Annotated in this window: 20 protein-coding genes; 9 read left to right on the top strand and 11 right to left on the bottom strand. The window is 57.2% G+C overall.

What is annotated here, in order from left to right; genetic code table 11:
• Positions 1 to 45: 45 nt before the first annotated feature.
• The 10 genes from ACR0JR_RS03515 to ACR0JR_RS03470 all read right to left on the bottom strand — a co-directional run bounded on the left by ACR0JR_RS03515 (position 46) and on the right by ACR0JR_RS03470 (position 9742).
• Positions 46 to 792, bottom strand: coding sequence for an ABC transporter ATP-binding protein (locus tag ACR0JR_RS03515; RefSeq protein WP_480455019.1), 747 nt, complete (start codon positions 790 to 792; stop codon positions 46 to 48).
• Positions 789 to 1571: an ABC transporter permease gene (locus ACR0JR_RS03510; protein WP_170470691.1), complete on the bottom strand. Its 783-nt coding sequence runs from the start codon at positions 1569 to 1571 to the stop codon at positions 789 to 791. The genes ACR0JR_RS03515 and ACR0JR_RS03510 overlap by 4 nt, the downstream gene beginning before the upstream one ends.
• Entirely contained in the window at positions 1568 to 2602 is a 1035-nt protein-coding gene (gene alr / locus ACR0JR_RS03505) for an alanine racemase (RefSeq protein ID WP_480455017.1), read from the bottom strand. Before alr ends, ACR0JR_RS03510 begins: the two co-directional genes overlap by 4 nt.
• 47 nt (positions 2603 to 2649) lie before the next feature.
• Positions 2650 to 3588 carry an isopenicillin N synthase family dioxygenase gene (locus ACR0JR_RS03500; protein ID WP_480455184.1) on the bottom strand — a complete coding sequence of 313 codons (939 nt, stop codon included), beginning with the start codon at positions 3586 to 3588 and terminating at the stop codon, positions 2650 to 2652.
• 166 nt (positions 3589 to 3754) lie between these two features.
• Positions 3755 to 5245: a replicative DNA helicase gene (locus ACR0JR_RS03495; RefSeq protein WP_480455016.1), complete on the bottom strand. Its 1491-nt coding sequence runs from the start codon at positions 5243 to 5245 to the stop codon at positions 3755 to 3757.
• A gap of 199 nt (positions 5246 to 5444) precedes the next feature.
• Positions 5445 to 6122 carry an orotate phosphoribosyltransferase gene (locus ACR0JR_RS03490; RefSeq protein ID WP_480455015.1) on the bottom strand — a complete coding sequence of 226 codons (678 nt, stop codon included), beginning with the start codon at positions 6120 to 6122 and terminating at the stop codon, positions 5445 to 5447.
• A gap of 141 nt (positions 6123 to 6263) precedes the next feature.
• Complete coding sequence (locus tag ACR0JR_RS03485) at positions 6264 to 7445, bottom strand: ammonium transporter (protein ID WP_010440354.1); 1182 nt, start codon at positions 7443 to 7445, stop codon at positions 6264 to 6266.
• Positions 7446 to 7653: 208 nt separating this feature from the next.
• Positions 7654 to 8121 (bottom strand): CinA family protein, encoded by a 468-nt coding sequence (locus ACR0JR_RS03480; RefSeq protein WP_480455014.1) that lies wholly within the window; start codon positions 8119 to 8121, stop codon positions 7654 to 7656.
• On the bottom strand, positions 8118 to 8615 hold the full coding sequence (locus ACR0JR_RS03475; RefSeq protein WP_480455013.1) for a phosphatidylglycerophosphatase A family protein: 498 nt from the start codon (positions 8613 to 8615) through the stop codon (positions 8118 to 8120). The genes ACR0JR_RS03480 and ACR0JR_RS03475 overlap by 4 nt, the downstream gene beginning before the upstream one ends.
• Complete coding sequence (locus ACR0JR_RS03470; RefSeq protein WP_480455011.1) at positions 8612 to 9742, bottom strand: bifunctional 2-C-methyl-D-erythritol 4-phosphate cytidylyltransferase/2-C-methyl-D-erythritol 2,4-cyclodiphosphate synthase; 1131 nt, start codon at positions 9740 to 9742, stop codon at positions 8612 to 8614. The genes ACR0JR_RS03475 and ACR0JR_RS03470 overlap by 4 nt, the downstream gene beginning before the upstream one ends.
• Before the next feature lie 178 nt (positions 9743 to 9920).
• Between ACR0JR_RS03470 and dusB the strand changes: the two genes are divergently transcribed.
• The 7 genes from dusB to ACR0JR_RS03435 all read left to right on the top strand — a co-directional run bounded on the left by dusB (position 9921) and on the right by ACR0JR_RS03435 (position 18975).
• Entirely contained in the window at positions 9921 to 10904 is a 984-nt protein-coding gene (gene dusB / locus ACR0JR_RS03465; protein WP_480455010.1) for a tRNA dihydrouridine synthase DusB, read from the top strand.
• A complete protein-coding gene (locus ACR0JR_RS03460) occupies positions 10901 to 11980 on the top strand; it encodes a two-component system sensor histidine kinase NtrB (RefSeq protein WP_480455009.1) in 1080 nt (359 codons plus the stop codon). Before dusB ends, ACR0JR_RS03460 begins: the two co-directional genes overlap by 4 nt.
• Positions 11980 to 13347, top strand: coding sequence for a response regulator (locus ACR0JR_RS03455; RefSeq protein ID WP_170773989.1), 1368 nt, complete (start codon positions 11980 to 11982; stop codon positions 13345 to 13347). Before ACR0JR_RS03460 ends, ACR0JR_RS03455 begins: the two co-directional genes overlap by 1 nt.
• 162 nt (positions 13348 to 13509) lie before the next feature.
• Positions 13510 to 15735 (top strand): sensor histidine kinase NtrY-like, encoded by a 2226-nt coding sequence (locus tag ACR0JR_RS03450; RefSeq protein WP_480455183.1) that lies wholly within the window; start codon positions 13510 to 13512, stop codon positions 15733 to 15735.
• Positions 15732 to 17141: a nitrogen assimilation response regulator NtrX gene (gene ntrX, locus ACR0JR_RS03445; RefSeq protein ID WP_480455008.1), complete on the top strand. Its 1410-nt coding sequence runs from the start codon at positions 15732 to 15734 to the stop codon at positions 17139 to 17141. The genes ACR0JR_RS03450 and ntrX overlap by 4 nt, the downstream gene beginning before the upstream one ends.
• Positions 17142 to 17150: 9 nt before the next feature.
• Positions 17151 to 17738 carry a helix-turn-helix domain-containing protein gene (locus ACR0JR_RS03440; protein ID WP_480455007.1) on the top strand — a complete coding sequence of 196 codons (588 nt, stop codon included), beginning with the start codon at positions 17151 to 17153 and terminating at the stop codon, positions 17736 to 17738.
• Positions 17739 to 17781: 43 nt separating this feature from the next.
• Positions 17782 to 18975, top strand: a complete 1194-nt coding sequence (locus ACR0JR_RS03435) for an MFS transporter (RefSeq protein WP_480455006.1) — start codon at positions 17782 to 17784, stop codon at positions 18973 to 18975.
• On the opposite strand, the gene ACR0JR_RS03430 is transcribed toward ACR0JR_RS03435, so the two are convergent.
• Positions 18940 to 19449, bottom strand: coding sequence for a hypothetical protein (locus ACR0JR_RS03430; protein ID WP_480455005.1), 510 nt, complete (start codon positions 19447 to 19449; stop codon positions 18940 to 18942). The two genes, ACR0JR_RS03435 and ACR0JR_RS03430, sit on opposite strands and share 36 nt — an antisense overlap.
• 66 nt (positions 19450 to 19515) lie before the next feature.
• On the opposite strand from ACR0JR_RS03430, the gene trkA reads away from it, so the two are divergent.
• Together trkA and ACR0JR_RS03420 are read left to right on the top strand one after the other, a co-directional pair.
• Positions 19516 to 20892: a Trk system potassium transporter TrkA gene (gene trkA, locus ACR0JR_RS03425; protein ID WP_010440342.1), complete on the top strand. Its 1377-nt coding sequence runs from the start codon at positions 19516 to 19518 to the stop codon at positions 20890 to 20892.
• Complete coding sequence (locus ACR0JR_RS03420; protein WP_480455004.1) at positions 20892 to 22433, top strand: TrkH family potassium uptake protein; 1542 nt, start codon at positions 20892 to 20894, stop codon at positions 22431 to 22433. Before trkA ends, ACR0JR_RS03420 begins: the two co-directional genes overlap by 1 nt.
• Positions 22434 to 22557: the final 124 nt, after the last annotated feature.

Below are 22557 nucleotides of genomic sequence, written 5' to 3'. Positions count from 1 at the left end.
GTTTCGACTCGGTTCTAGTCGCCAGTTCAACTGTTAATCTAAGAGTTAGCGTACCGCCTCAATCGGCCCCTCAGCACTGCCGCTGATGAACTGCTCCACATAGGGATCACCCGAGGCGTCCATCTGGCCGACCGGGCCGGCCCACTGGATCACGCCTCCGTGCAGCATCGCGACGTTGTCAGCAATCGCGCGGACCGAGCTCATGTCGTGGGTGATGGTCATCGCGGTGGCGCCCATCTCGGTCACGATCTCTCGGATCAGGTCGTTGATGACGCCTGACATGATCGGGTCCAACCCTGTGGTGGGCTCGTCGAAAAAGATGATCTCGGGTTCGGCGGCGATGGCGCGGGCGAGGCCGACGCGTTTTTGCATGCCACCGGACAGCTCGGCCGGGAAGCGGTCGGCGACGTTGGCTTTCAGGCCCACACGGCGCAGTTTCTCGATGGCGATTTCGCGGGCTTCCTCTACCGGACGCTTCAGCGAACCACGCAGCAGGCGGAAGGCGACGTTTTGCCAGACGGGTAGCGAGTCAAACAATGCGGCCCCCTGAAACAGCATCCCGAAACGGGCCAGAAACGCGTCGCGGTCGCCTTTGGTGGCGTCCTTGCCGTCGACATAGACCATGCCGCTGTCAGGCTTGATCAGGCCGAGGATACATTTCAGCGCTACGGATTTGCCGGTACCCGAACCACCGATGATGACCATTGAGGTGCCTTTGGGAATCTCAAGGTTCATGCCTTGTAAGACGTGGTTGTCGTCAAAGGCTTTATGTACGTTCTCCATCCGGATCATAGCGAGAAGAACACCCCTGTGAGGACAAAATTGGCGGCGAGGATAAGGACGGCGGCGGCCTCGACCGAGCCTTTGGTGGCGCGGCCCACGCCCTGCGCGCCGCGGCCCGAGGACATGCCGTAGTAGCAGCCCATGATGGCGGCGATCACGCCGAAGGCCGCGCCTTTGACCAGCGACGAGACAATGTCGCGTAGTTCAAGGAAATCGACAGTGTTTTTCAGATAGGCCGCCGGGTTGAAGCCCAGATTTTGCGTGGCGACAGTGTAACCGCCTGCAATGCCGATGATATCTCCGACCCCGACCAGCGCTGGAACCGTGATCAGGGCGGCCAGCACGCGCGGGGCGGTGAGGTATTTCATCGGGTGGGTGGAGAGCGTGACCAAAGCATCAATCTGCTCGGTCACTTTCATCGTCGCAATCTCGGCGGCGATCGAAGACGTCACGCGGGCGGCGATCATCAGGCCGACCAGCACCGGTCCAAGCTCTCGCACCATGCCAATGGCGACGATCTGGGGCACCACAGCTTCGGCATTGAAACGCGCGCCACCAGCGTAGATCTGCAGCGCGAGTGCGCCGCCAGTGAAGATGGCGGTCAGACCGACCACGGGCAGGGACAGCCAGCCGATATTCAGCAAGGCGATGCCGAACTCGCGTGGATAAAACGGCGGCCGGAAAATATGCGAAACCGCATCAAGCGCAAACAGCGCGACGCGGCCAAATGCGGCCAGCATGTTCAGAATGGCGCGTCCCAGCTCACCCAGCAATGAGATGGGGCTCATTCCACATAGCCTCGGGAATAGCGGCTGCCGAGTGAGGTAAGTATCTCATAACCGATGGTTCCGGCGGCTTCAGCCAGATCATCGACGGTTTGGTGCCCGTTAAGGATACGCAGGCGTTCAGGAGTGTATGGCAAGTCGGTAACATCCACGGTGATCAAGTCCATCGAGATACGTCCTACCACCGGGCAGGGCTGATCACCAGCGAATGCGTCAATGCCGCCGCCAATGGCACGATGTAGCCCATCGGCATAACCTGCTGCCACGGTTGCGATCTTGGACGGTCTGCGCGCGGTCCAACTGTTTCCGTACCCTACGGTTTCGCCGACAGAGACATCGCGCACCTGAATGATCGGCAGATCGACGGTCACAACCGGTTTTGCCCCGGCAAAGGGCAGCCCGCCATACAGGCCGATCCCCGGACGACAGAAATCAAAGTGAAATTCGGGTCCCATCAATGTCCCACCGGTGGCTGCAAGCGAACGCGGGGCATCCACCCCATCAGTCATTTGTTTGAAAGTCCGCAACTGCTGCTGATTCATCGGATGTTCCGGTTCATCCCCGCAAGCCAGATGAGACATAACTACCAACGGATTCATCGCAAGGGCCTCATGGCGCAGTTCTGCCCAATCAGCAGGTTCAAGCCCCAGACGGTTCATTCCACTGTCAAGTTGAATGCCGAAGCGGTGGTCGGGCAAGGCCTCGCGATGGCGTTTGAACTGTTCGGGGGAGTTGAGCAGAGGTGTCAGAGCATGATTGCGCAACAGATCAGCGTCGCCCTCCATATGGCCTGAAAAGACCGCGACAAGTGGCCCGGGGCCAACCGCCTCACGTACGACCGCACCTTCTTCGGCGACAGCGACAAAAAACTTGCGCACCCCTTCTTCGGCCAAAGCCCAAGCGACGGGTTCGGCACCCAATCCGTAGGCGTCGGCCTTTACGACAGCCCCGGTTTCGACGTTGGTTTTTGCGTCGAGCGCACGCCAGTTATGTGTCAGTGCGTGCAGATTAATCGTAAGATGTGCGGTACTCATAAAAGCTGTTCATGCCATTGTGCGGCCGACGTCAAGGGGGGATTGATCTAATTTTTGCCTGGTTTATGCGCCTCATAAGCTGCTTCTAGCTCAGAACGCAGGAAATTTCCGAATATCAGGGGGTTGTACCTGGGATGACCAGTGCCAGGTAGAGGTTGAACGATTGTATTCACATGCGGATCAAAGAAGAAGGGAACGCTGTATCGTTCACGCCCTGAGCGATTGATAACGCGGTGAGGTGTTGACATGAGCTGACCGTTGCTCATGCGGTGCAACATGTCGCCCACATTCACGACAAACGCATCCGGGTTTGTCGGAACATCGACCCAGTTTCCCGCTGGTGTCTGAACCTGCAATCCGCCGACCTGATCCTGGGCCAGCAAGGTCAGACATCCGAAATCCGTATGCGGCGCAGAACCGAACAGGTCGTCCGGACTGGCCTTGGGCTGCGGTGGATAGTGCAGAAGGCGCAACCAGATAGTAGGCTCGTCAAAGGCCGATAGGATCGAGAAATCAGTGGCCCCGCACGCCAGAAGTGCAATCCTCATCAGTCGGCGGCCCAATCCGGACATGACCTCGACATAGGTCTCAAGTGTTTCACGGAACTGCGGCAATTCTGGCCAGCGATTGGGGCCAGAGAGATAGATACTGGGGTCAACGGATGCGTCCTCGCGCATCATCATGAAACTGGCGGATTGATTTGGTTTGGTGACATCAGCGAGAGAGGAGTTCACATCAGTCGACGCATTGATGGCAATATAGCCGCGATGGGTTGTATCGACCGCGATTGCTTGTTTTTTGGCCAATGGCAATGCGTGAAATTGCCTGGAGGCTTCGAAGACAGTTTGAATCAGGGCCTGATCGATACCGTGATCAACAAGATATCCAAAGCCGGTTGTTCCGTAGGCAGCGCGGAAATGGTCGGCGATTTCCTCGTCAGATCGTTCACCCAGTCGCACGACCGGGATTTCTGTGAATTCTGTAATTTCTCTCTCGCTTTGTTGGGATGGTTTCAGGGGCGAAGCGTGCCCCCGGTCTATCCCGCAAAGCGTTTGCGCCGATGTCCGTAGTGGCGTGCGAGTATGACGCGACGTGGCAAAGGTTGAAGAGAATACCGCATGGCAGGATTAGTTCATTGAGATTTGGTAAACGTCAATATCCATCGATCTGACCTTCCTGCTGCCAAGGTTTGACCAGATTTCCGAAGCGGGTGAACTGGGCTTCAAACGAAAGCTCTACCGTGCCTATGGGGCCGTGGCGTTGCTTGCCGACGATGACTTCGGCTTTGCCATGCAGGCGCTCCATGGCTTGCTTCCACTCTTCCATCTTTTCCAACTCGTGATCGCCGGGTTTCTCGCGTTCTTTGTAGTATTCCTCGCGGAATACGAACATGACCACGTCAGCGTCCTGTTCGATCGATCCTGATTCCCGAAGGTCTGACAGTTGTGGGCGCTTGTCGTCGCGGTTTTCCACCTGACGGCTGAGCTGTGACAGGGCAATGACCGGAATGTTCAGTTCCTTGGCGATGGCCTTCATGCCCATCGAAATCTCGGCAATCTCGTTGACCCGGTTCTCAGCCATGCCCCGGCAGAGTTGCAGATAGTCGATGACCAGCAAATCCAACCCATGCGTACGCTTCAACCTCCGTGCACGCGCTGCAAGCTGAGAGATCGGAAGGGCGGGGGTGTCGTCAATGAACAGAGGGCAGGCTTCTAATTCCTTGGCCGCATCCACAAAGCGGCGGAACTCGGATTCTGTCATGTCGCCTTGGCGGATCTTGTGCGAAGAAATCTCCGAGGCTTCGGCCAGTACACGTCCCGCGAGTTGCTCGGCGCTCATCTCCAGCGAGAAGAACCCGACGACACCTCCGTCAACTGCGCCTTCGCTGCCATCGGGTTTCTGCCCGCGCTTGTAAGCCTTGGCCACGTTGAAGGCGACGTTGGTCGCCAATGAGGTTTTACCCATCGACGGACGCCCGGCCAGAATGATCAGGTCAGACGGGTGCAACCCGCCTAATTGCTTGTCGAGATCGGCCAGACCGGTGGAAATCCCCGCCATGCCGCCACCGCGCTGGTAAGCCTCGTTGGTGACGTTGACGGCTTCTGTGACCGCCTTAAGGAAGGATTGAAAACCTTGTTCGGTCTGGCCCTGCTCGGATAACTGATAGAGTTGTTGTTCGGCCTCGACGATTTGTTCCTTGGGTTCGCTGGCCACATCAACCCGCGCTGCCTTGTCCGAAATGTCCCGGCCCAGGCGGATTAATTCGCGTCGGATGGCAAGGTCATAGATCATCTGGGCGTAGTCATGCACCGCAAAGGCACTGATTGAAGCGCCAGCCAGTTTCACCAGATAGGCCGGACCACCCAGTTCTTTCAGACCCTCATCTTCAGCCATGAAAGATTTTAGCGTCACGGGCGAGGCTAACGCGTTCTTGGCGATGCGTGTCGAGGCGACCTCATAAATGCGCGCATGAACCGGATCAAAGAAATGCTCAGCCCCAATAATCGATGCGACGCGATCATACAGATCGTTGTTCGTCAGAATCGCACCCAGAAGCTGCTGCTCGGCCTCGATGGAGTGCGGCATTGTTTCCGGATTCTGAATCTGTGCGGCTGCCTGCTCGATACTGCTGATCTCGTTCATTGCTGCTCTCTATGCCCCTTGGGCATGTTCCATAGCCGAGCCCCGTGAGTCGGGGCAAATTGTATGTTTTTGGGGATAGGCTGTGCATATCTCCAGACCCCATCATATTGAAGGATGATGAGGTTGTTCGTCAACATATTGTGCGATTGGATCGCATTGTGCGATCATTGTTTCCAAGGCGCACACAGATGCCGTTGCGTTAGCTTTTGTGGGTTTCCTGCCATGCACGTGGATCGTTGAGGAAGGCCTCGACCCCGTCCAGCGTCTCATTGTCGAACGCTTTCTGCACTTTAGCCTCTGCCAGCACATCCCACCAGGTGCAAAGGCTGTGCAGCTTTACGCCATGATCGCCCAGTGTCTTCTCGGTTTCGGGGAAAATGCCATAGTAGAAGATTACTGCGGTATGGCCGCAGGTCGCACCCGTCTCACGGATCGCATCGACAAAGGACAGTTTCGAGCCGCCATCGGTGGTCAGATCCTCAACAAGCAGTACACGTTCGCCCTCGGTCATCGCGCCCTCGATACGGGCATTGCGGCCATAGCCTTTGGGTTTCTTACGCACATAGGTCATTGGCAGGGCCATGCGTTCCGCAACCATGGCGGCAAAGGGGATACCCGCAGTTTCACCGCCTGCAATGTTGTCGAATGCCTCGAACCCTGCGTCGCGCATCACTGTGACCGTCAGGAAGTCCATCAGGGTTGAGCGGATGCGCGGGTAGGAGATTAGCTTGCGGCAGTCGATATAGGTCGGGCTGGGCAGGCCGGATGCCAGCGTGAAGGGCTCGCGCGAGTTGAAATGAACCGCCTTGATCTCTAGCAGCATCCGTGCAGTCAGGCGGGCGATTTCGGTGCTGTCGGGGAAAGAGCTGGGGATCATGGCGAAAACCTCTGGGCTGGAAGGGTGTCGCAGGCTGATAGCCCGACCTCTTGCCCAGAGTCGAGGGGGCTGACCAAAAGAAAAGCGGACCCCCCAAGAGGTCCGCTTTGCCCTTACGGGCGGCAGAGCGCCAAGGTGGGCTTAGCTGCTCATATCGTAGGCGCGTTCCCCATGTACCGAGAGGTCGAGCCCGTTTGTTTCGGTCTCGGCGTCTACGCGAAGCGGGGTGATGAGTGCAACCACCTTGACCAACACAATCGTGACAACTGCCGTAAAGGCACCCACGATGACCAAGCCGCCCAGTTGCGCAGTCCAAGTTCCCAGACCGAAAAGCGCAATCATCAGAGTACCAAAGATACCCCCGACACCGTGAACGGCGAAAACGTCCAGCGTGTCGTCGATGTTCAGCTTGTTACGGATCACATTGACGGCCTCCTGACACAGGATACCTGCGACTGCTCCTATGATCAGAGCCTGAACCGGACCCACAAAACCCGAGGCCGGGGTGATCGACGCCAGACCAGCAATGGTGCCAGTTACAAGGCCGACCATCGAGGCTTTGCCAAAACGGATGCGTTCCCACAACGCCCATGTCAGCGACGCAGTTGCGGCAGACAAATGGGTGACAGTCATGGCCATCGCCGCGCCGCCGTCGGCAGCCAGTTGTGAGCCGCCATTGAAACCGAACCAACCGACCCACAGCATTGCAGCACCCACCATTACATAGCCGGGGTTATGTGGAGGTGTCGTGCGATTGCGCCGCGGTCCGAGGATAACTGCGATGATCAGCGCGGCCAGGCCGGCAGTTTCGTGGACGACAATGCCCCCCGCAAAGTCGCGCACGCCGATTTCGCCAAGAATGCCTCCATCCGCCAGCATGCCGCCGCCCCAGATCCAATGGACAACGGGCGCATAGCACAGCAACATCCACAGCGCCGAAAAGGTGAGAACAAAGCCAAAGCCAACACGCTCCACATATGCGCCGATGATCAGGGCAGGGGTGATGATGGCAAAGGTCATCTGGAAGGCAAAGAACAGGATCTCGGGTAAGGTTCCCGCAAGGCTATCGGCGTCCACTCCGTTCAGGAAGGCTTTGCCAAGACCGCCCCAGAGGCCGCTTTCACCCGGTCCAAAGGCGATCGAATACCCTGCGACTAGCCAAAGAATGCTCATCAAACAAGCAATCGAGAAGCAGTGCATGAAAACGCTGAGTACATTTCGGGCACGCACAAGCCCACCATAGAACAGGGCAAGACCCGGCAATGTCATGAACAGGACCAGTGCTGTTGCCACAATGATCCACGCTGTATCGGCTCCGTTCATGGGCCGCTCTCCTTTCCCTATTGGGGCGTCGGATAGACAAACCACATCTACCTCCGACACCGCGTGAGTGGTGTGGAGCGGGTTGAAGCCGAGCTGAGGTGGGGAAAAAAGAGGCAGCAATACAAAAAGCCGCCCGTTTCGGTGGCTTTTTTTCAACTGGTGATCAATTTTGCGCCTATCGGGCGTATTTGCCCTAAATTTGGGCAGACTACGAAACGCTGCTCAGCAGCATAAGTAATGCATGATCGCGAGCGGCTTTGCGCACGTTTTCACGCCCCAGAGCACCGAATTCAACAGTCTCGGTGCGGGTCGGTTGGCCATCTGCTGCTAAACCAAAGCAAACGCGGCCTTCGGGTTTGTGCTCGGACCCGCCGGGGCCTGCAATACCGGTGATCGAGACCGCCAGTTGCGCCTGTGAGTGGTGCAGCGCACCCTCGGCCATTTCCTGTGCAACCTCTTCCGAGACAGCACCATGGGCCTCAAGCGTGTCGACGTGTACGCCAAGCATTTCTTGTTTGGCGGTGTTGGTGTAGGTGACAAAGCCGCGCTCGACTACGGCTGAGCTGCCGGGGATATCAGTCAGCGCGGCGGCGACCATGCCGCCGGTGCAGCTTTCGGCCGTCGCGATCATCACACCCTGCGTCTTGGCGCGGTTCAACAGGTCGATCACGGTCATAGGCCCATCACCCCATGCGCGATGCCAGCAAGGATCACGATGCCGACGGCTGCAAAGATGCCCGCGATCACGTCGTCCAGCATGACACCCATCGGATCACCGCGCCGGTCGGCCCAACCGATGGGGCCGGGTTTGGTGATGTCGAACAGCCGGAACAGCAGGAAGCCTGCGATCCAGCCAGGCCAGAGCGCCGTGATATCGATCCCATCGGCCCATGACGGGTAGGAGATCGCCCAGATTGCGATGAACTGACCTGCGACTTCATCGATGACGATCTCGGACGGGTCGTGATCATCCTGTCCTGCCGTCATCACACGCGTGGCCCAAAGGCCGCCGAAGAATGCCGCCAACGTCGCGATGACCAGTAGGGGAAAGCCGCCCAGTGTGTGCAGAACCCATGCCAGTGGCAATGCAGCCAGTGATCCCCAGGTTCCGGGGGCAGGGCGCAGATAGCCGACGCCGCCGACGGTTCCGATCAAGCGCGCCGCGGTCATGACTTCACCAGACAGGCAGTCGCAAGCGACGCAATCCCTTCGCTGCGACCGGTAAAGCCCAGCCGCTCGGACGTGGTGGCCTTGATCGAGACCTGGTCGGTCCGCAGGCCCATGATCTGTGCCATCTCGGCACGCATCGCGTCGGCATGAGGGCCGATCTTGGGATATTCGCAGACCAGCGTGCAATCGACATTCGAGATCGCATAACCCATCTGCCCGGCAAGCTCGACGGCGTGGCGCAGGAAAATCTCACTGGCCGCACCTTTCCACTGCGGGTCGGAGGGCGGGAAATGCTGCCCGATATCGCCCCGTGCCAGCGCGCCATAGATCGCGTCGGTCACCGCATGCATGCCCACGTCGGCATCAGAATGGCCTTGAAGTCCTCGCTTATGTGGCACTTTCACACCGCACAGGATCACGTGATCTCCGTCCCCAAATCGGTGCACGTCGTAGCCGTTGCCCAGCCTTACATCCATGTTCATACCCATTATGCGTTCCGCCCGTTCGAAATCTTCGGGCCGGGTTATTTTTATGTTATCCGCATCGCCCGGAACGATCGCCACATCAATCCCGGCAGCGCGTGCAACTTCGACGTCATCTGCCGCGCCTCCGGGATGGGAGGCGTGGGCGGTCGTGATCGCGCCATAGTGAAACCCCTGCGGCGTCTGCGCGGCGTAAAGAGCAGACCGATCCTGTGTTCCTGTCACCACCGATCCATCTCCGGTCCAGAGTGCGTCAGTGACGGCCAAACCCGGAGCCGCTGCAGAATGTGCATCGAGCGCAGCCAGCACCTCCCGAATTACCCTCGCGCTGACACAGGGACGAGCGACATCGTGGATCAAGACCTTTTCGACGCCGTGTGCTTCCAACGCCCGCAGGCCACTATGCACAGATCCGGCCCGGTCGCTGCCACCCGGTGCAAGAATCAGGTCTGTTGCAGAGAATTCTTTCCAGGCAGATGTATCGTCTTCCGCCAGAACAAGAACGATATGATCGACGAGCCCTTTGAAGCGATCAATGGTCCAATCTGCCACGCGCTGCTCACCCAAAGCGCGCCACTGTTTAGGCACTCCGCCTCCGGCGCGCTGGCCGCGCCCGGCGGCGACGATGATGGCGGCTGTGGTCATCTGCGGGTTCTCCTGATTGGGCATTGTTTAGGGGGCGGTGAATGCAGAGGCAATCACCCACGTCAATCTGCCTAAAGATTAAGCAACTGATGATTTAGCGGGCTTGAATGCCGTCGATTTGTTGTTCATATGCTGCAATTTCGATATTAAAAGCGCAACTGCTCAAGGATTAAGCACATTGACCCTGCGTCTTGCTGAGAAGGACCTGACCCCGCCGGTGCTGCTGGCACCTATGGCCGGAATCACCGACCGGCCTTTTCGGGATCTTGTGATGCGCTTCGGTGCAGGCATGGTGGTCAGCGAAATGGTTGCCAGCCAAGAGATGGTGCAGGCCAAACCTGGCGTCCGTGAACGGGCAGAACTGTCGGCGGATGTTGAAAACACGGCGGTGCAATTGGCCGGTCGCGAGGCGCACTGGATGGCCGAGGCTGCCCGGCAGGTCGTCGACCGGGGCGCCCAAGTGATCGACATTAACATGGGATGTCCAGCAAAGAAGGTGACCAACGGCTATTCCGGTTCAGCCCTGCTGAAGACGCCGGATCACGCGTTGACGCTGATAGAGGCCGTGGTGGATGCCGTGGACGTACCGGTCACGTTGAAGACGCGCCTGGGGTGGGATGACAAATTGCTGAACGCGCCGGATGTGGCGCGACGGGCGCAGGATGCTGGCATCCGGATGGTCACCATCCATGGGCGTACGCGCTGTCAGTTCTACAAAGGTCGGGCAGATTGGCAGGCGATCCGGGCGGTGAAAGAGGCGGTCTCGATCCCGGTCGTCGCAAATGGGGATATTATTGATACGGAGGCCGCGCAAACCGCGCTGGTGCAGTCTGGTGCGGATGGCGTGATGGTGGGCCGGGGCGCGCAGGGTAAGCCATGGCTGCTGGCGCAGATCTGTCACGATCTATATGGAGCTGCAGCTCCGGACATTCCGGTGGGAGCCGACCTGATCGAGATGGTGCGCGCCCACTATCAGGCGATGCTCTCATTCTACGGTACTGAGCTGGGCTTGCGCGTCGCACGCAAGCATTTGGGATGGTACATGGATGAGGCCCGGACGCCTGCCACCTTACGGCGCGCAGTACTTACATCACGCGATACGGATGAAGTTCTGCAACTACTGGGCGATGCTTTGAACAGCTCAGCAGAGGTGGCGGCATGACCTCGGATCAGAGCATCTGGACCTCGCTGCCGGTTCCGGCCTTTATCATCGATCCTGACGACCGCATATCGGATGTCAATTCTTCGGGTGAGGGGTTCCTGAACGCTTCGCGCAAAGCTGTAATCGGGCATCCAGTCTGGGATCAGATCGCAGTCGATGCGCCCTTGGAAGAGGCTTTCATTCGCGCCCGTCAGCAGAGCACGCCCCTGTTTGTGAATGATGTGGATGTGGGCTCGGGTAATCGTGCACCGCTGCAATGTGCCCTGCAGATCGCGCCATTAATGGGGCATCCCGGTTCCATGATTATGATCATCTCACCACGTGAATTGTCTGGGCGGATGACCCGAGGCAATACCGTGAAGTCGGCGGCGCAATCGGCCATTGGCATGGCCGAGATGCTGGCGCATGAAATCAAAAACCCTCTGGCCGGGATCACCGGTGCGGCACAGTTGCTCAGCATGAATATCTCACAACAAGATCTTGAATTAACAGATCTTATTGTCGAGGAAAGCCGTCGTATTGTGAAGCTACTGGAACAGGTGGAACAGTTCGGAAACCTGTCTCAGCCTGATTTCAAGCCAGTCAATATACACGACGTTTTGGACCGCGCGCGCAGATCGGCGCTGCTTGGGTTTGGCGCTCATATGACCATCGTTGAGGATTACGATCCATCTTTGCCAATGGCGTACGGAGACCCGGACCAGTTTTTGCAGGTGATTTTGAATTTGCTCAAGAACGCCTCTGAGGCTGCTGATGGCAGTGGCATAATCCGGCTTCGCACCTATTTCGAACATTCTTTCCGGCTGCGTCGCAGTGATGGTTCCGGTCACTCGCTGCCTTTGCAAATCGAGATCATCGATGACGGTCCCGGATTGCCGGAGAAAATTCAGGGCGAGATTTTCGATCCGTTTGTTTCGGGTAAAGAAAACGGAACCGGCCTGGGGCTGGCGCTGGTCAGCAAGATCATATCCGACCACGACGGATGGATATCAGCGGAATCGGTGCCTGGGCGCACAGTATTCCGTCTGTCCCTGCGACGCGCACCGCAGGGCACATATGAAAAGGAGAGCATCTGATGGATGGCACAGTTCTGGTTGCCGATGACGACCGCACGATCCGCACGGTTCTGACACAGGCCCTCACGCGGGCGGGGTGCAAGGTGCATGCCACATCTTCGCTGACCACGCTGATGCGCTGGGTGGCCGAAGGCAAGGGCGACGTGGTGATCTCGGATGTAGTGATGCCGGATGGAAACGGGCTCGAGATGTTGCCAAAGATCGCACAGGATCGACCTGGATTGCCGGTCATCGTGATCTCGGCCCAGAACACCATCATGACGGCCATTCAGGCTGCCGAGGCGGATGCCTATGATTATCTGCCCAAGCCCTTCGATTTGCCTGATCTGATGAAGCGGACCGCACGGGCGCTTGATCAGAAACAGCATGCTCAGGTTGAGCCTGTCGAAGCCAGCGAAGATCGTCCGGACGAGTTGCCGCTTGTTGGGCGAACCCCAGTTATGCAAGCGCTCTATCGTCTCGTGGCGCGGGTGATGAACACAGATCTGTCAGTGATGATATCGGGTGAAAGTGGTACAGGTAAATCTTTGATTGCGCGCGCTATTCACGATTTTTCAGACCGTCGAACTCTGCCTTTTGTCACCGCGACTGCCGCTGATCTAAGTGATCTGGAAGGCCCGGCACGAGTCATGGCGCGCGTGCGGGGCGGCACGCTGTTGATCGATGAGATCGCCGATATCGATGACGAGATTCAGGCCCGTATCGTGCGCATGATGGACACTCCGGGCGATCATGTGCCGCGTTTCATGGCCACCAGCCAATCTGACCTGACTGACGCAATGGAAAGCGGTCGCGTGCGGCAGGACCTTTATTATCGTCTCTGCGGTGCGACAGTACATGTTCCTGCTCTGCGAGAACGCGTTGATGATATCACACTGCTCACCGACCATTTTCTTGCGAGGGAAGAGCGCGAAAGCGGAACGAAACGCCGCCTCAGCCCTGAAGCTGTGGAACTTGTGCGCCGATATTCCTGGCCTGGGAATGTCCGGCAGCTGGAAAATGCCATCCGTCGTCTCAGCCTGACAAGCCGTGCAGAAGAAATCTCGCGCACCGAAGTTGAGATGGTTTTGGGCAGTCAGCCCGAGGCTGAGCCGGTTCTGGGGGATGGCGAGCGTGAAAAACTGTCTGCTTCGGTGGGGCGCCACCTGCGGCGTTACTTCGATTTGCACGGGAATATCCTACCACCGCCCGGGCTCTATCAGCGTATTTTGCGTGAAGTCGAAGCGCCTCTGATCGAAATTGCGCTGGATGCGACCGGTGGAAATCAAGCAAAATGTGCTGATCTTCTGGGGATTAACCGAAATACGTTGCGGAAAAAGATTACCGACCTCGATATTCAGGTGACACGCCGCCGCAAACTGATGTAATATCGCCACACAAACCGTGGCATTCGGGTTCGGCCCCGGGAACGACCACGACATATGGCGGTAAGCCGTGCAAGCGGCACATCAGAATGAGGGCAGACGGTGGCAACCCGGGCACAGAACGGGCCGATCCTATCGATCAACCGGTGGCGCAAGTCCCGGAGGATGCGCAATTTCAGTACCTTGGGTCTGGTCGTGTTGGGCCCCATTCTGGCGCTGGCAACTTATCTGGTCATTGGTCCCTTTGATCTAGGTGCGGCTGCGCCGACGCTTAGGCTGATTCTGCTGGCCGATCTGGTTTATGTGCTGGTCGTCGCAGCGTTGGTGCTGGGGCAGTTGTTCAGTTTGATCGCTGCCCGACGTGCGAAATCAGCGGGTTCACGGCTTCACCTGCGCTTGATCGGCGCGTTTACGCTGCTGGCTCTGGTTCCTACCGTTACGGTTGCTATTTTTGCAGGGCTTACGGTGAATATCGGCCTTGAAGGCTGGTTCTCGGATCGGGTTAGGCAGGTTGTTGGGTCATCTCTTACGGCCGCCGAAGCCTACGAACAAGAGCACCGCGAAGGGCTGACGCAGGACGCGATCGTTCTGGCGCGATTTCTCGATAACGCTCGATCACTAGATTACTACATCTCAGATGCCGAATTGCGTGAGGTTCTGGCGCAGGGGCAGTCCCAGATTCAACGCGGTTTGCGTGAGGCCTATGTGATTGATGGCAGCGCTGAAATTCGGTCGCGTGGTGATCGGTCCTACTTGTTCGACTACGAGGCACCGACGCCCGAAGAGATGATTGAGGCCAATGATCAGGGTGTGGCGATTATCGCAGATTGGGAGAACAGCGAGTTCCGCGCTCTTGTACCATTGAAGGCCTATCTGGACCGATACTTATATGTCAGCCGCGAGGTTGACGGACAGCTTTTGACTCTACTGGATGAGACCAAAGAAACCGCGCAGTTTTACAGTCAGCTCGAAAGTGAGCGTGGTCGGGTACTGTTCGAGTTCGGTCTTCTGTATCTGGGTTTCGCGGTGATCCTGATTTTGGCGGCTATGTCGCTGGGCATGTGGTTTGCCGAGCGCCTTTCACGTCCCGTAGGGCGGTTGACAACGGCTGCGCAACGGGTCGGTGCAGGTGATCTGAGCGTACAAGTCATCGAAGAGGCTAGCGATGATGAAATCGCGATGCTGGGCCGATACTTCAATCAAATGACCCGCCAGTTGAAGGGGCAGCGCGATACCTTGCTGGAGAATACACGCCAGATCGAACGCCGCCGAAGGTTGTTCGACTCGGTGCTCAGTTCGGTGACGTCGGGGGTAGTGGGCGTTGATTCCGAAGGGTGCGTAACTTTTGTGAACCGGTCCGCAGAGCGACTGTTGGGTTGGTCGGGCGGTGAGCATCATCTTGCGATAGGCATAGCCGTGCCCGAATTCCTGCCATTGTTCGAGACGCTCAAGGACAGCGGGCAAGAGGCTGTTCAGGGCGAAGTGAAAGTGACTCGAAAGGGTCAGTTAGAGAACTTGCTGGTACGCATGGCGACGCGTCGTGGTGAAGATGGCGGCTTGGAAGGCTACGTTGTGGCCTTTGACGATGTGACCGATTTGGTCAGCGCACAGCGCATGGCGGCTTGGGGCGATGTGGCCCGTCGCATTGCGCATGAGATCAAGAATCCTCTGACCCCGATCCAGCTGAGCGCCGAGCGGATCAAACGTAAGTTTTCGCGCAAGCTGGATGAAGAAGACTGCAGTAGCCTTGAATCGATGACAGATGTGATCGTGCGTCAGACCAATGATCTGCGACGGATCGTCGATGAGTTCTCGAAGTTCGCGCGGATGCCCGAGCCGGAGCGGCGCGAAGAGAACATTGTGACGCTGGTGCGTGAGGCGGTGTTGTTGCAGCAGGCGGGCCAACCCGATGTTCAGATCGACGCGGATCTGCCCGAACAGCCTATTCTGGCGGATGTGGATTCGACCATGTTGAGCCAGGCCTTGACGAACCTGATCAAGAACGCGGGCGAGGCTATTGAAACGCTGAAAGAAAAAGGCGCCCCGGACAATCTTGAACCTCAGATTAAGGTGGCGGTCAGCAATGACGATGCGGGAACGCAGATCACCATTGCCGATAACGGCATCGGCCTGCCAGAAGATCGGGCGCGGCTGTTTGAACCTTATGTAACCACGCGTGACGAAGGCACGGGCTTGGGCCTGCCTATCGTCAAAAAGATAATCGAAGAACATGGCGGAGCGCTGACATTAGAAGATGCGCCCACATTTGACGGACAGGACCATTACGGCGCGATGGCTGTCATTCGTCTTCCCGGGGCCTCAGGCGGCCCGACAGATGCGCCGGAAAAACAGGCGATTAAAACAAACAAACTGAAAGCAGGCCAAAGATGAGCGACATTCTGATCGTAGATGACGAACGCGATATTCGCGAATTGGTGTCCGATATTCTAGAGGACGAAGGCTATTCCACACGGCTAGCGGCAAACTCGGATGAGTGCATGTCGTCGATCAATGCCGAACCTCCCGGACTGTTGATCCTGGATATCTGGCTGAAAGATAGTCGTATGGATGGGATCGACATCCTGAAGGCGGTGAAACGCGACAACCCGGATGTGCCGGTAGTGATCATTTCCGGGCACGGCAATATCGAGATTGCGGTCGCGGCGATCAAACAGGGGGCATACGATTTTATCGAAAAGCCTTTTAATATTGATCAGTTGATGGTGGTTATACGCCGAGCGATGGAAACTTCGCGCCTGCGCCGCGAGAATGCTTCGTTGAAACGGCAGGAAGTCAGCTGTTCCGATATGATCGGCAAATCGGCTTCGTTCCGGGCGATGCAGGGGCAGTTGGATAAGGTGACCAAGTCCAATGGTCGGGTCATGCTCAGCGGTCCGGCGGGCGCGGGCAAAGAGATCGCAGCACGTTATATCCATGCCCATTCCAATCGCGCCAATGCACCATTCGTCACGGTAAACTGCGCCGGGATCGAGCCTGAGAGGGTCGAAGAGGTTCTGTTCGGCCGTGAATCCTCGGAGCGTGGTGTCGAGTCAGGCCTGCTGGAAGAGGCCCATGGCGGCGTCGTCTATTTCGACGAAGTCGCTGATATGCCGCTGGGAACGCAGTCCAAGATCTTGCGTGTGCTGGTCGATCAGCAGTTCCAGCGCGTCGGCGGGTCAGACAAAGTGAGGGTTGATCTGCGCGTCATCTCTTCGACCAACCGCGATCTGGAACAGGAAATTGCAGCAGAGCGTTTCCGCGAAGAACTGTATCATCGTCTGAACGTTGTACCGATCTCAGTTCCATCTCTGGAAGAGCGCCGCGAAGACATTCCGGTTTTGGCGCAGCATTTTATCGAGATGTGCAACGACACGCAGGGGCTGCCAGTGCGTGAACTTTCCGATGAGGCCGTCGCGCTGCTTCAAACGATGACATGGCCAGGCAATGTGCGTCAGCTCAAGAACCTGATCGAACGGGTACTGATCCTTGGGGATAGTACCGGCCCGATTGAGGCACGCGAACTGCCCAATGAAGAAGAGAAGGCAGATGAAACCGGACGGGTGGTCCTGTCCGGTGCTCTGGCAACGCTGCCGCTTCGCGAGGCCCGCGAAGCATTCGAGCGTGAGTATCTGCTGACTCAGATCAATCGGTTTGGTGGTAACATCAGCCGCACTGCCAGCTTCGTCGGCATGGAGCGCAGCGCCTTGCACCGCAAACTCAAGTCCTTGGGGGTCGTGACCTCAAACAAGTCAGGTGCGCGGGTGGCGCAGATTGATGAGCCCGAACCCGCAGAGTGATTTGCTTCAATGACCGCAGATTGCTCGAAGACCACAGCCGTTTCCATTGGTTTTCCAGCCTTTGGAAAGCGGCTGAAACGGCTGCGTCGCGTGGTTGGCCTGAAGCAATCTGCCCTTGCTGATCTGATCGAGGTTGATCAGGCCACGATTTCTCGGTGGGAAAATGGTGGCCAAACCCCTTCGGCCCATGTTCAACAGGTTGTTTTTGCGGCGCTTGGTCCGGCAAAGGCACAAGATTCCGCGCTTAAACGTCTGGTGGTAAACTCGTCCGAGTGCCTACACCTTGTTGAAGAAGCCACACACACTTGCCTTGCCTATTCGGCCAGTCGTGCACGAGATTGGAAAACCTCTCAGCACGCGTTGCTGGGTGTATCACTCTGGCAATTTGCGACGGATGAGATCCGACAGGCCGAGGCGGAACTGCAACTCGATGGTTGGTGGGATTTGCACTCGCCTGCGCCCAAGGCGTTTCTGACCTCGGAAGCCGTGCATGACCAAATCAGAATCAGCGCTGGACGGATCGTTTGGGAGCGATTGTATCTTTCGGATGGCACCCCGGTTCGTCTGGTCAGCGGTCGGCGAGCGGGTGCCGCATAATTTATGCGTTCCGCTGGTGTGTAGGTCGCGATAGACCGAGTTCATGAGCGACTCTTTCCGCACATTTCTGCAAGTAATGCTGATTTGGTTCGCAGGCCTCGGGGCTGCGACCCAGTTTGCCAAGATCGCAGTTCCGTTTGCTGACATTGGATTGCTTTATCCCGATCATGCGGCGGTGATTGGCTGGCTGCTATCGATTATCAGCCTGATGGGAGCAGCGCTGGGTGCGATGTCGGGTGCGATTGCGGCGCAGATCGGGCCAAACCGTCTGCTTTTGTCGGGTTTGGTTCTTGGGGGTGCATTGTCACTATTTCAAGCAAGTCTGCCAGGATTCCAATTGATGTTGCTCAGTCGGGTGGTCGAAGGGCTATCCCATCTTGCGATTGTTGTCGCGGCACCGACCTTGATTGCACAGATCACAACCGGTCGCGCTAGGTACAACTCTATGGTGCTATGGAGTACGTTTTTCGGCGTAGCCTTTGCGTTGAATGCCTGGCTCGGGTTGCCAATTGTCGACCGCTATGGATTGCCGGCGTATTTTGCCCTGCATGGCGGATTGATGTTGGTGATTGCCGCGCTGATAGCGTTCAGCAAATTGAAGATCGACATAGATCAGCCAGCCAGCACGAGGTGGAGTTTATCTTCTTTGCTTGGTGTGCACTTAAGGACCTATCGCTCGCCATTCATCTCGGCCCCGGCGATCGGATGGTTCTTCTACACGCTGACTTTCGTCTCGCTTCTGGCAATTCTGCCGGGGCGTTTGCCCGAAGGGCAGGGTGCTTCGATTGCGGCACTTATGCCACTGGCGGGGATCGTGTTGTCATGGTTGCTGGTCCCGCTGCTTTTGTCCGTGCTGTCCTGTGTCAGTGTCGTGAATCTGGGATTCGCCATGGGCATTCTGACGATCATTTCGCTGTTTCTTGGGGCTCCGATTGCATTCGGATGCATCGCACTGTTTGCGGTTCTTGGGCTTGTTCAGGGCGGTAGTTTCGCTGCTGTGCCCGAGTTGAACGACACTGCCGAGACCCAAGCGTTAAGCTACGGCGCAATGGCGCAGATGGGGAATGCTGGAAATCTGCTAGGGACGCCAGTTTTACTGGCCATTCTTTTGGGCGCGAAAGAGGTCGGTATGTTTTTGGCCGTGGCTGCATTCTATGGCATTGCCATATTTGTTCATCTCGCGCTGGCCAAGCGTCGCAAATCAGCCGGCTTGTCCCGGGGTGATGATTTGAAATGACCCGTCTTCAAATTTCACGAAACACGACTCAGTGTTCAGCGGTGGAAGAGTTGTGGTACGTGCGGGTGCAACCCGCGATTTGACACCTTGTTTGCAAGGCGGCAGGCTGACCGGGCGGTACCCTTTCTGTGCCATACACTGTGCCTCGACCTTGTTTCTTAGCCCCTGATTCACGTCAACGGTATAGATTCGTCCGGGTTCCCACCATCCAGGGTTGCGATAGCAACGCCCACGGCCATCACAATAGGTGCGCCCGGGCCAGTATACCGGTGGGCTCTGACGGACCTGATTGGCGACAGGGGCGTCTTTAAGAGCTTTCACCTGACAGTTCGTGGTTTCGGTCTGCATGCGCGCAACGCTTTCGCCCTCGCGGTAATACAGCGAAAGCGGACCACAGGCAGATAGTGTCAGCAAGCAAATCAGAGTGGGCAGAATTGATTTCATACAGTTACTTTGGCTCAGCTTGTCATCCATGACAATTCAATTGACCGCTTTGGGGGCATCTGTCATTCAAAGATTTCAGGCAGAAAGGCCAAGAGTATGAAGGTCATCATATGCGGTGCCGGCCAAGTGGGCTGGCAGATTGCGCGTCACCTTTCGGGCGAACTGAACGATGTAACGGTGGTCGACAACAACCCTGATCTGGTGCGTCGCGCGACTGAGACGCTGGACGTGCAGGGGATCGCTGGATTCGCAAGTTATCCGGATGTACTGGATCGGGCAGGGGCCCGCGACGCAGATATGATCATTGCTGCGACTCATTCGGACGAGGTGAACATGGTCACCTGCCAGATGGCGCACTCGGTTTTTTCGATCCAGCGCAAGATCGCACGTCTGAGGTCTAAATCCTATCTCGAAGCGATTCACTCCGATCTTTATCGCCGCGATCATCTGCCCATCGACGTGGTAATCAGCCCTGAACGCGAGGTCGCTGCCGCTGCAATGCGCCGTCTATCGGCTCCGTCGGCTTTCGATACCGAGATTTTCATGGACGGTAAGGCGCAGCTGCTGGGTATTCGGGTTGAAGAAGACTGTCCAATCGTCAACACTCCGCTGCGCCAGCTGACTGATTTGTTCTCGACGCTGAGTTCAATCGTTGTTGGTGTTCGTCGTGAAGGGACGTTGTTCGCGCCTGAATCCGAGGATCAGCTGTTTGTTGGCGACGAATGCTATGTCTTTACCAGCGTCAAGGATGTGGACCGCACGATGGAGGTGTTCGGCAAAGCCCAACGTCAGCAAGATCGAGTCGTCATCGTGGGTGGCGGAAATGTCGGGTTGGAAGTTGCGCGCACGCTGGAAGAACGTGAAAGCCGCGTCCGCGCCAAGATCATCGAGCGTGACCGTCGATGCGCGGAAATCGCTGCCGAGGGGCTGGAGCGCACCATCGTATTGAATGGCGACGGTCTGGATTCGTCTTTGCTGAGCGAGGCAGGTATTGAACGCGCCGATGCGATGCTGGCAGTCACAGACGACGATCGCACCAACATGTTGGCTGCGGTGCGTGCCAAGGGCGAGGGCTGCCCGCTGGCCATCGCTTTGATCAATGACCCCAGTATGGTCGCCCTGATGGGGCCGCTGGGAATCGACGCTTATATCAATCCGCGTGCGACAACAGTAAGTTCGATCCTGCGCCACATCCGTCACGGTCGGGTGCGTCAGGTTTATTCTATTGGCGACGCCGAAGCCGAAGTTATTGAGGCCGAAGTCCTGTCGACTTCTCCGATGGCGGGGCAAAAGCTGCGTGATATTGATTTCCCCGAGGGCGTATTGGTCGGTGCCGTCCGCAAAGGCGACGAGGTGCTGCGCCCAACTGGAAGCCTCCGCATTGACGAGAAGGATGTCGTTGCAATCTTTGCTATGGCCAAAGACGTGCCCGAGGTTGAACGTCTGATGCAGGTCTCGATCGATTTCTTCTGATGTTGCAGGCACGTGGACAGCAACGGATCGGAGTATTGCGGCGACTACCGCTGTTGCTGATGATCTGGGGAATTGTCGCGCTGTCGATGTGGATTCCCGCTGCTTACGCGCTGGCACTGGATGATCACGATACCTCACGATCTTTCTTTTATTCCGGGCTGTTAGGTGTGTTCGCTGTCTTGATCATTGCGCTTGCGATGTCGAACCGAAAACCCCGGCGCGGGACGCTTGGCCAATTGGCGGTTCTACTTGCCGCGTTCACCTTGTTGCCGATCTTTCTGGCCATACCGTTTCATGATGCGCTGGGAACAACCAGTTTTCTAAATGCTTATTTTGATATGGTCAGTGCGTTGACCACAACCGGCGCTGACCTGTTCCCGGATCCCCAGCGTCTGTCTGCACCGCTGCATTTGTGGCGCGCTTTGGTTGGATGGATGGGGGGGCTGTTGATGTGGATTTCTGCAGCGGCGATCCTCGCGCCTTTGTCGTTGGGTGGATTCGAGGTAACTGCAAAAGGGCAACCTGGTCGACCGGTCTCGGGCGTTGCCCAAAGCGAAAAGACCGATCCAAGAGGCCATCTGATCCGCGTGTCGCGCGCTTTGGCTTCGATTTATGCCGGATTGACAGCGGTGATCTGGGTTCTTTTGCTGATCGCAGGCGAACAAGGCTTAACCGCAGTGTGCCACGCGATGTCGGTGATGGCGACCTCGGGTATTTCGCCTGTGGGCGGGCTGGAAGGATCAACAGCAGGTATAACCGGCGAAGCTATCATGTTCCTGTTCCTTTTCTTCGCGTTGTCGCGGCTGACCTTTTCGACCGATACAGCGACCTCGGGCTATTCGCGGCTGGACAAAGACCCTGAGTTTCGGATCGGTATCTTTATCGTGCTGGCGGTTGCGGTATTGTTGTTTATCCGAGTTCTGGCGGGAACGGCCGAGCTTGGTATTCAGATCGAGATTGTGCAGGCGTTGCACGTGGCTTGGGGTATGGTGTTCACTGGGATGTCTTTCCTGACAACAGCCGGATTTGAAAGCGCGAATTGGAACGATGCGCAGCAACTATCGGGCCTCGGGACACCTGGTTTGATCCTGATGGGTTTGGCGTTGATTGGCGGCGGTGTTGCAACAACCGCAGGAGGGGTCAAACTGCTGCGCGTTTTTGCACTTTATCTGAATGGTAAGCGCGAAATTGACCGACTGATCTATCCGTCTTCTGTCAGCGGCGAAGGCGGAGGCAACCGACGTATCCAAAGCGACGGGGCCTTCATCGCCTGGATCTTCCTGATGATGTTTGCTTTGACGTTGGCTCTGTTCGATTTGCTGCTGGCCGCCATGGGGGTCGGGTTTGAGCAGGCGATGGTGCTGAGCGTTGCGGCGCTGAGCACAACGGGGCCGCTGATTGAATTGGCAACTGATGTCCCCATTCGACTTATAGATCTGTCAGGTGCAGCCAAACTGACAGTTTGCGCCGCAATGGTTATTGGCCGTTTGGAAACCCTGGCGATCGTCGCACTGATTACACCAACCCTGTGGCGCGATTGACCCTACGGCAGGCGTCTGCTGTTACTGCATGATTTTTCATCTGGAATATCTGCGCGCACCACTCCATACTCCGCCGGAGGGAGCGCGTTGGTCCGCAGCGCGTAGCAAGAACAATGGCGAGATT

It is taken from the genome of Ruegeria sp. AA3 (assembly GCF_056542905.1).
The sequence above is the reverse complement of the archived record's forward strand: the minus strand, read 5'-3'. Positions and strand labels throughout refer to the sequence as shown.

Coding starts and splice junctions, on each gene's coding strand:
- ACR0JR_RS03480 (WP_480455014.1), bottom strand. CDS start 8,121: ATGACCGTGATCGACCTGTTGAACCGCGCCAAGACGCAGGGTGTGATG.
- ACR0JR_RS03455 (WP_170773989.1), top strand. CDS start 11,980: ATGGATGGCACAGTTCTGGTTGCCGATGACGACCGCACGATCCGCACG.
- ACR0JR_RS03460 (WP_480455009.1), top strand. CDS start 10,901: ATGACCTCGGATCAGAGCATCTGGACCTCGCTGCCGGTTCCGGCCTTT.
- ACR0JR_RS03435 (WP_480455006.1), top strand. CDS start 17,782: ATGAGCGACTCTTTCCGCACATTTCTGCAAGTAATGCTGATTTGGTTC.
- ACR0JR_RS03475 (WP_480455013.1), bottom strand. CDS start 8,615: ATGACCGCGGCGCGCTTGATCGGAACCGTCGGCGGCGTCGGCTATCTG.
- ACR0JR_RS03420 (WP_480455004.1), top strand. CDS start 20,892: ATGTTGCAGGCACGTGGACAGCAACGGATCGGAGTATTGCGGCGACTA.
- ACR0JR_RS03495 (WP_480455016.1), bottom strand. CDS start 5,245: ATGAACGAGATCAGCAGTATCGAGCAGGCAGCCGCACAGATTCAGAAT.
- alr (WP_480455017.1), bottom strand. CDS start 2,602: ATGAGTACCGCACATCTTACGATTAATCTGCACGCACTGACACATAAC.
- ntrX (WP_480455008.1), top strand. CDS start 15,732: ATGAGCGACATTCTGATCGTAGATGACGAACGCGATATTCGCGAATTG.
- ACR0JR_RS03490 (WP_480455015.1), bottom strand. CDS start 6,122: ATGATCCCCAGCTCTTTCCCCGACAGCACCGAAATCGCCCGCCTGACT.
- trkA (WP_010440342.1), top strand. CDS start 19,516: ATGAAGGTCATCATATGCGGTGCCGGCCAAGTGGGCTGGCAGATTGCG.
- ACR0JR_RS03470 (WP_480455011.1), bottom strand. CDS start 9,742: ATGACCACAGCCGCCATCATCGTCGCCGCCGGGCGCGGCCAGCGCGCC.
- ACR0JR_RS03430 (WP_480455005.1), bottom strand. CDS start 19,449: ATGGATGACAAGCTGAGCCAAAGTAACTGTATGAAATCAATTCTGCCC.
- ACR0JR_RS03515 (WP_480455019.1), bottom strand. CDS start 792: ATGATCCGGATGGAGAACGTACATAAAGCCTTTGACGACAACCACGTC.
- ACR0JR_RS03450 (WP_480455183.1), top strand. CDS start 13,510: ATGCGCAATTTCAGTACCTTGGGTCTGGTCGTGTTGGGCCCCATTCTG.
- ACR0JR_RS03485 (WP_010440354.1), bottom strand. CDS start 7,445: ATGAACGGAGCCGATACAGCGTGGATCATTGTGGCAACAGCACTGGTC.
- ACR0JR_RS03440 (WP_480455007.1), top strand. CDS start 17,151: ATGACCGCAGATTGCTCGAAGACCACAGCCGTTTCCATTGGTTTTCCA.
- ACR0JR_RS03510 (WP_170470691.1), bottom strand. CDS start 1,571: ATGAGCCCCATCTCATTGCTGGGTGAGCTGGGACGCGCCATTCTGAAC.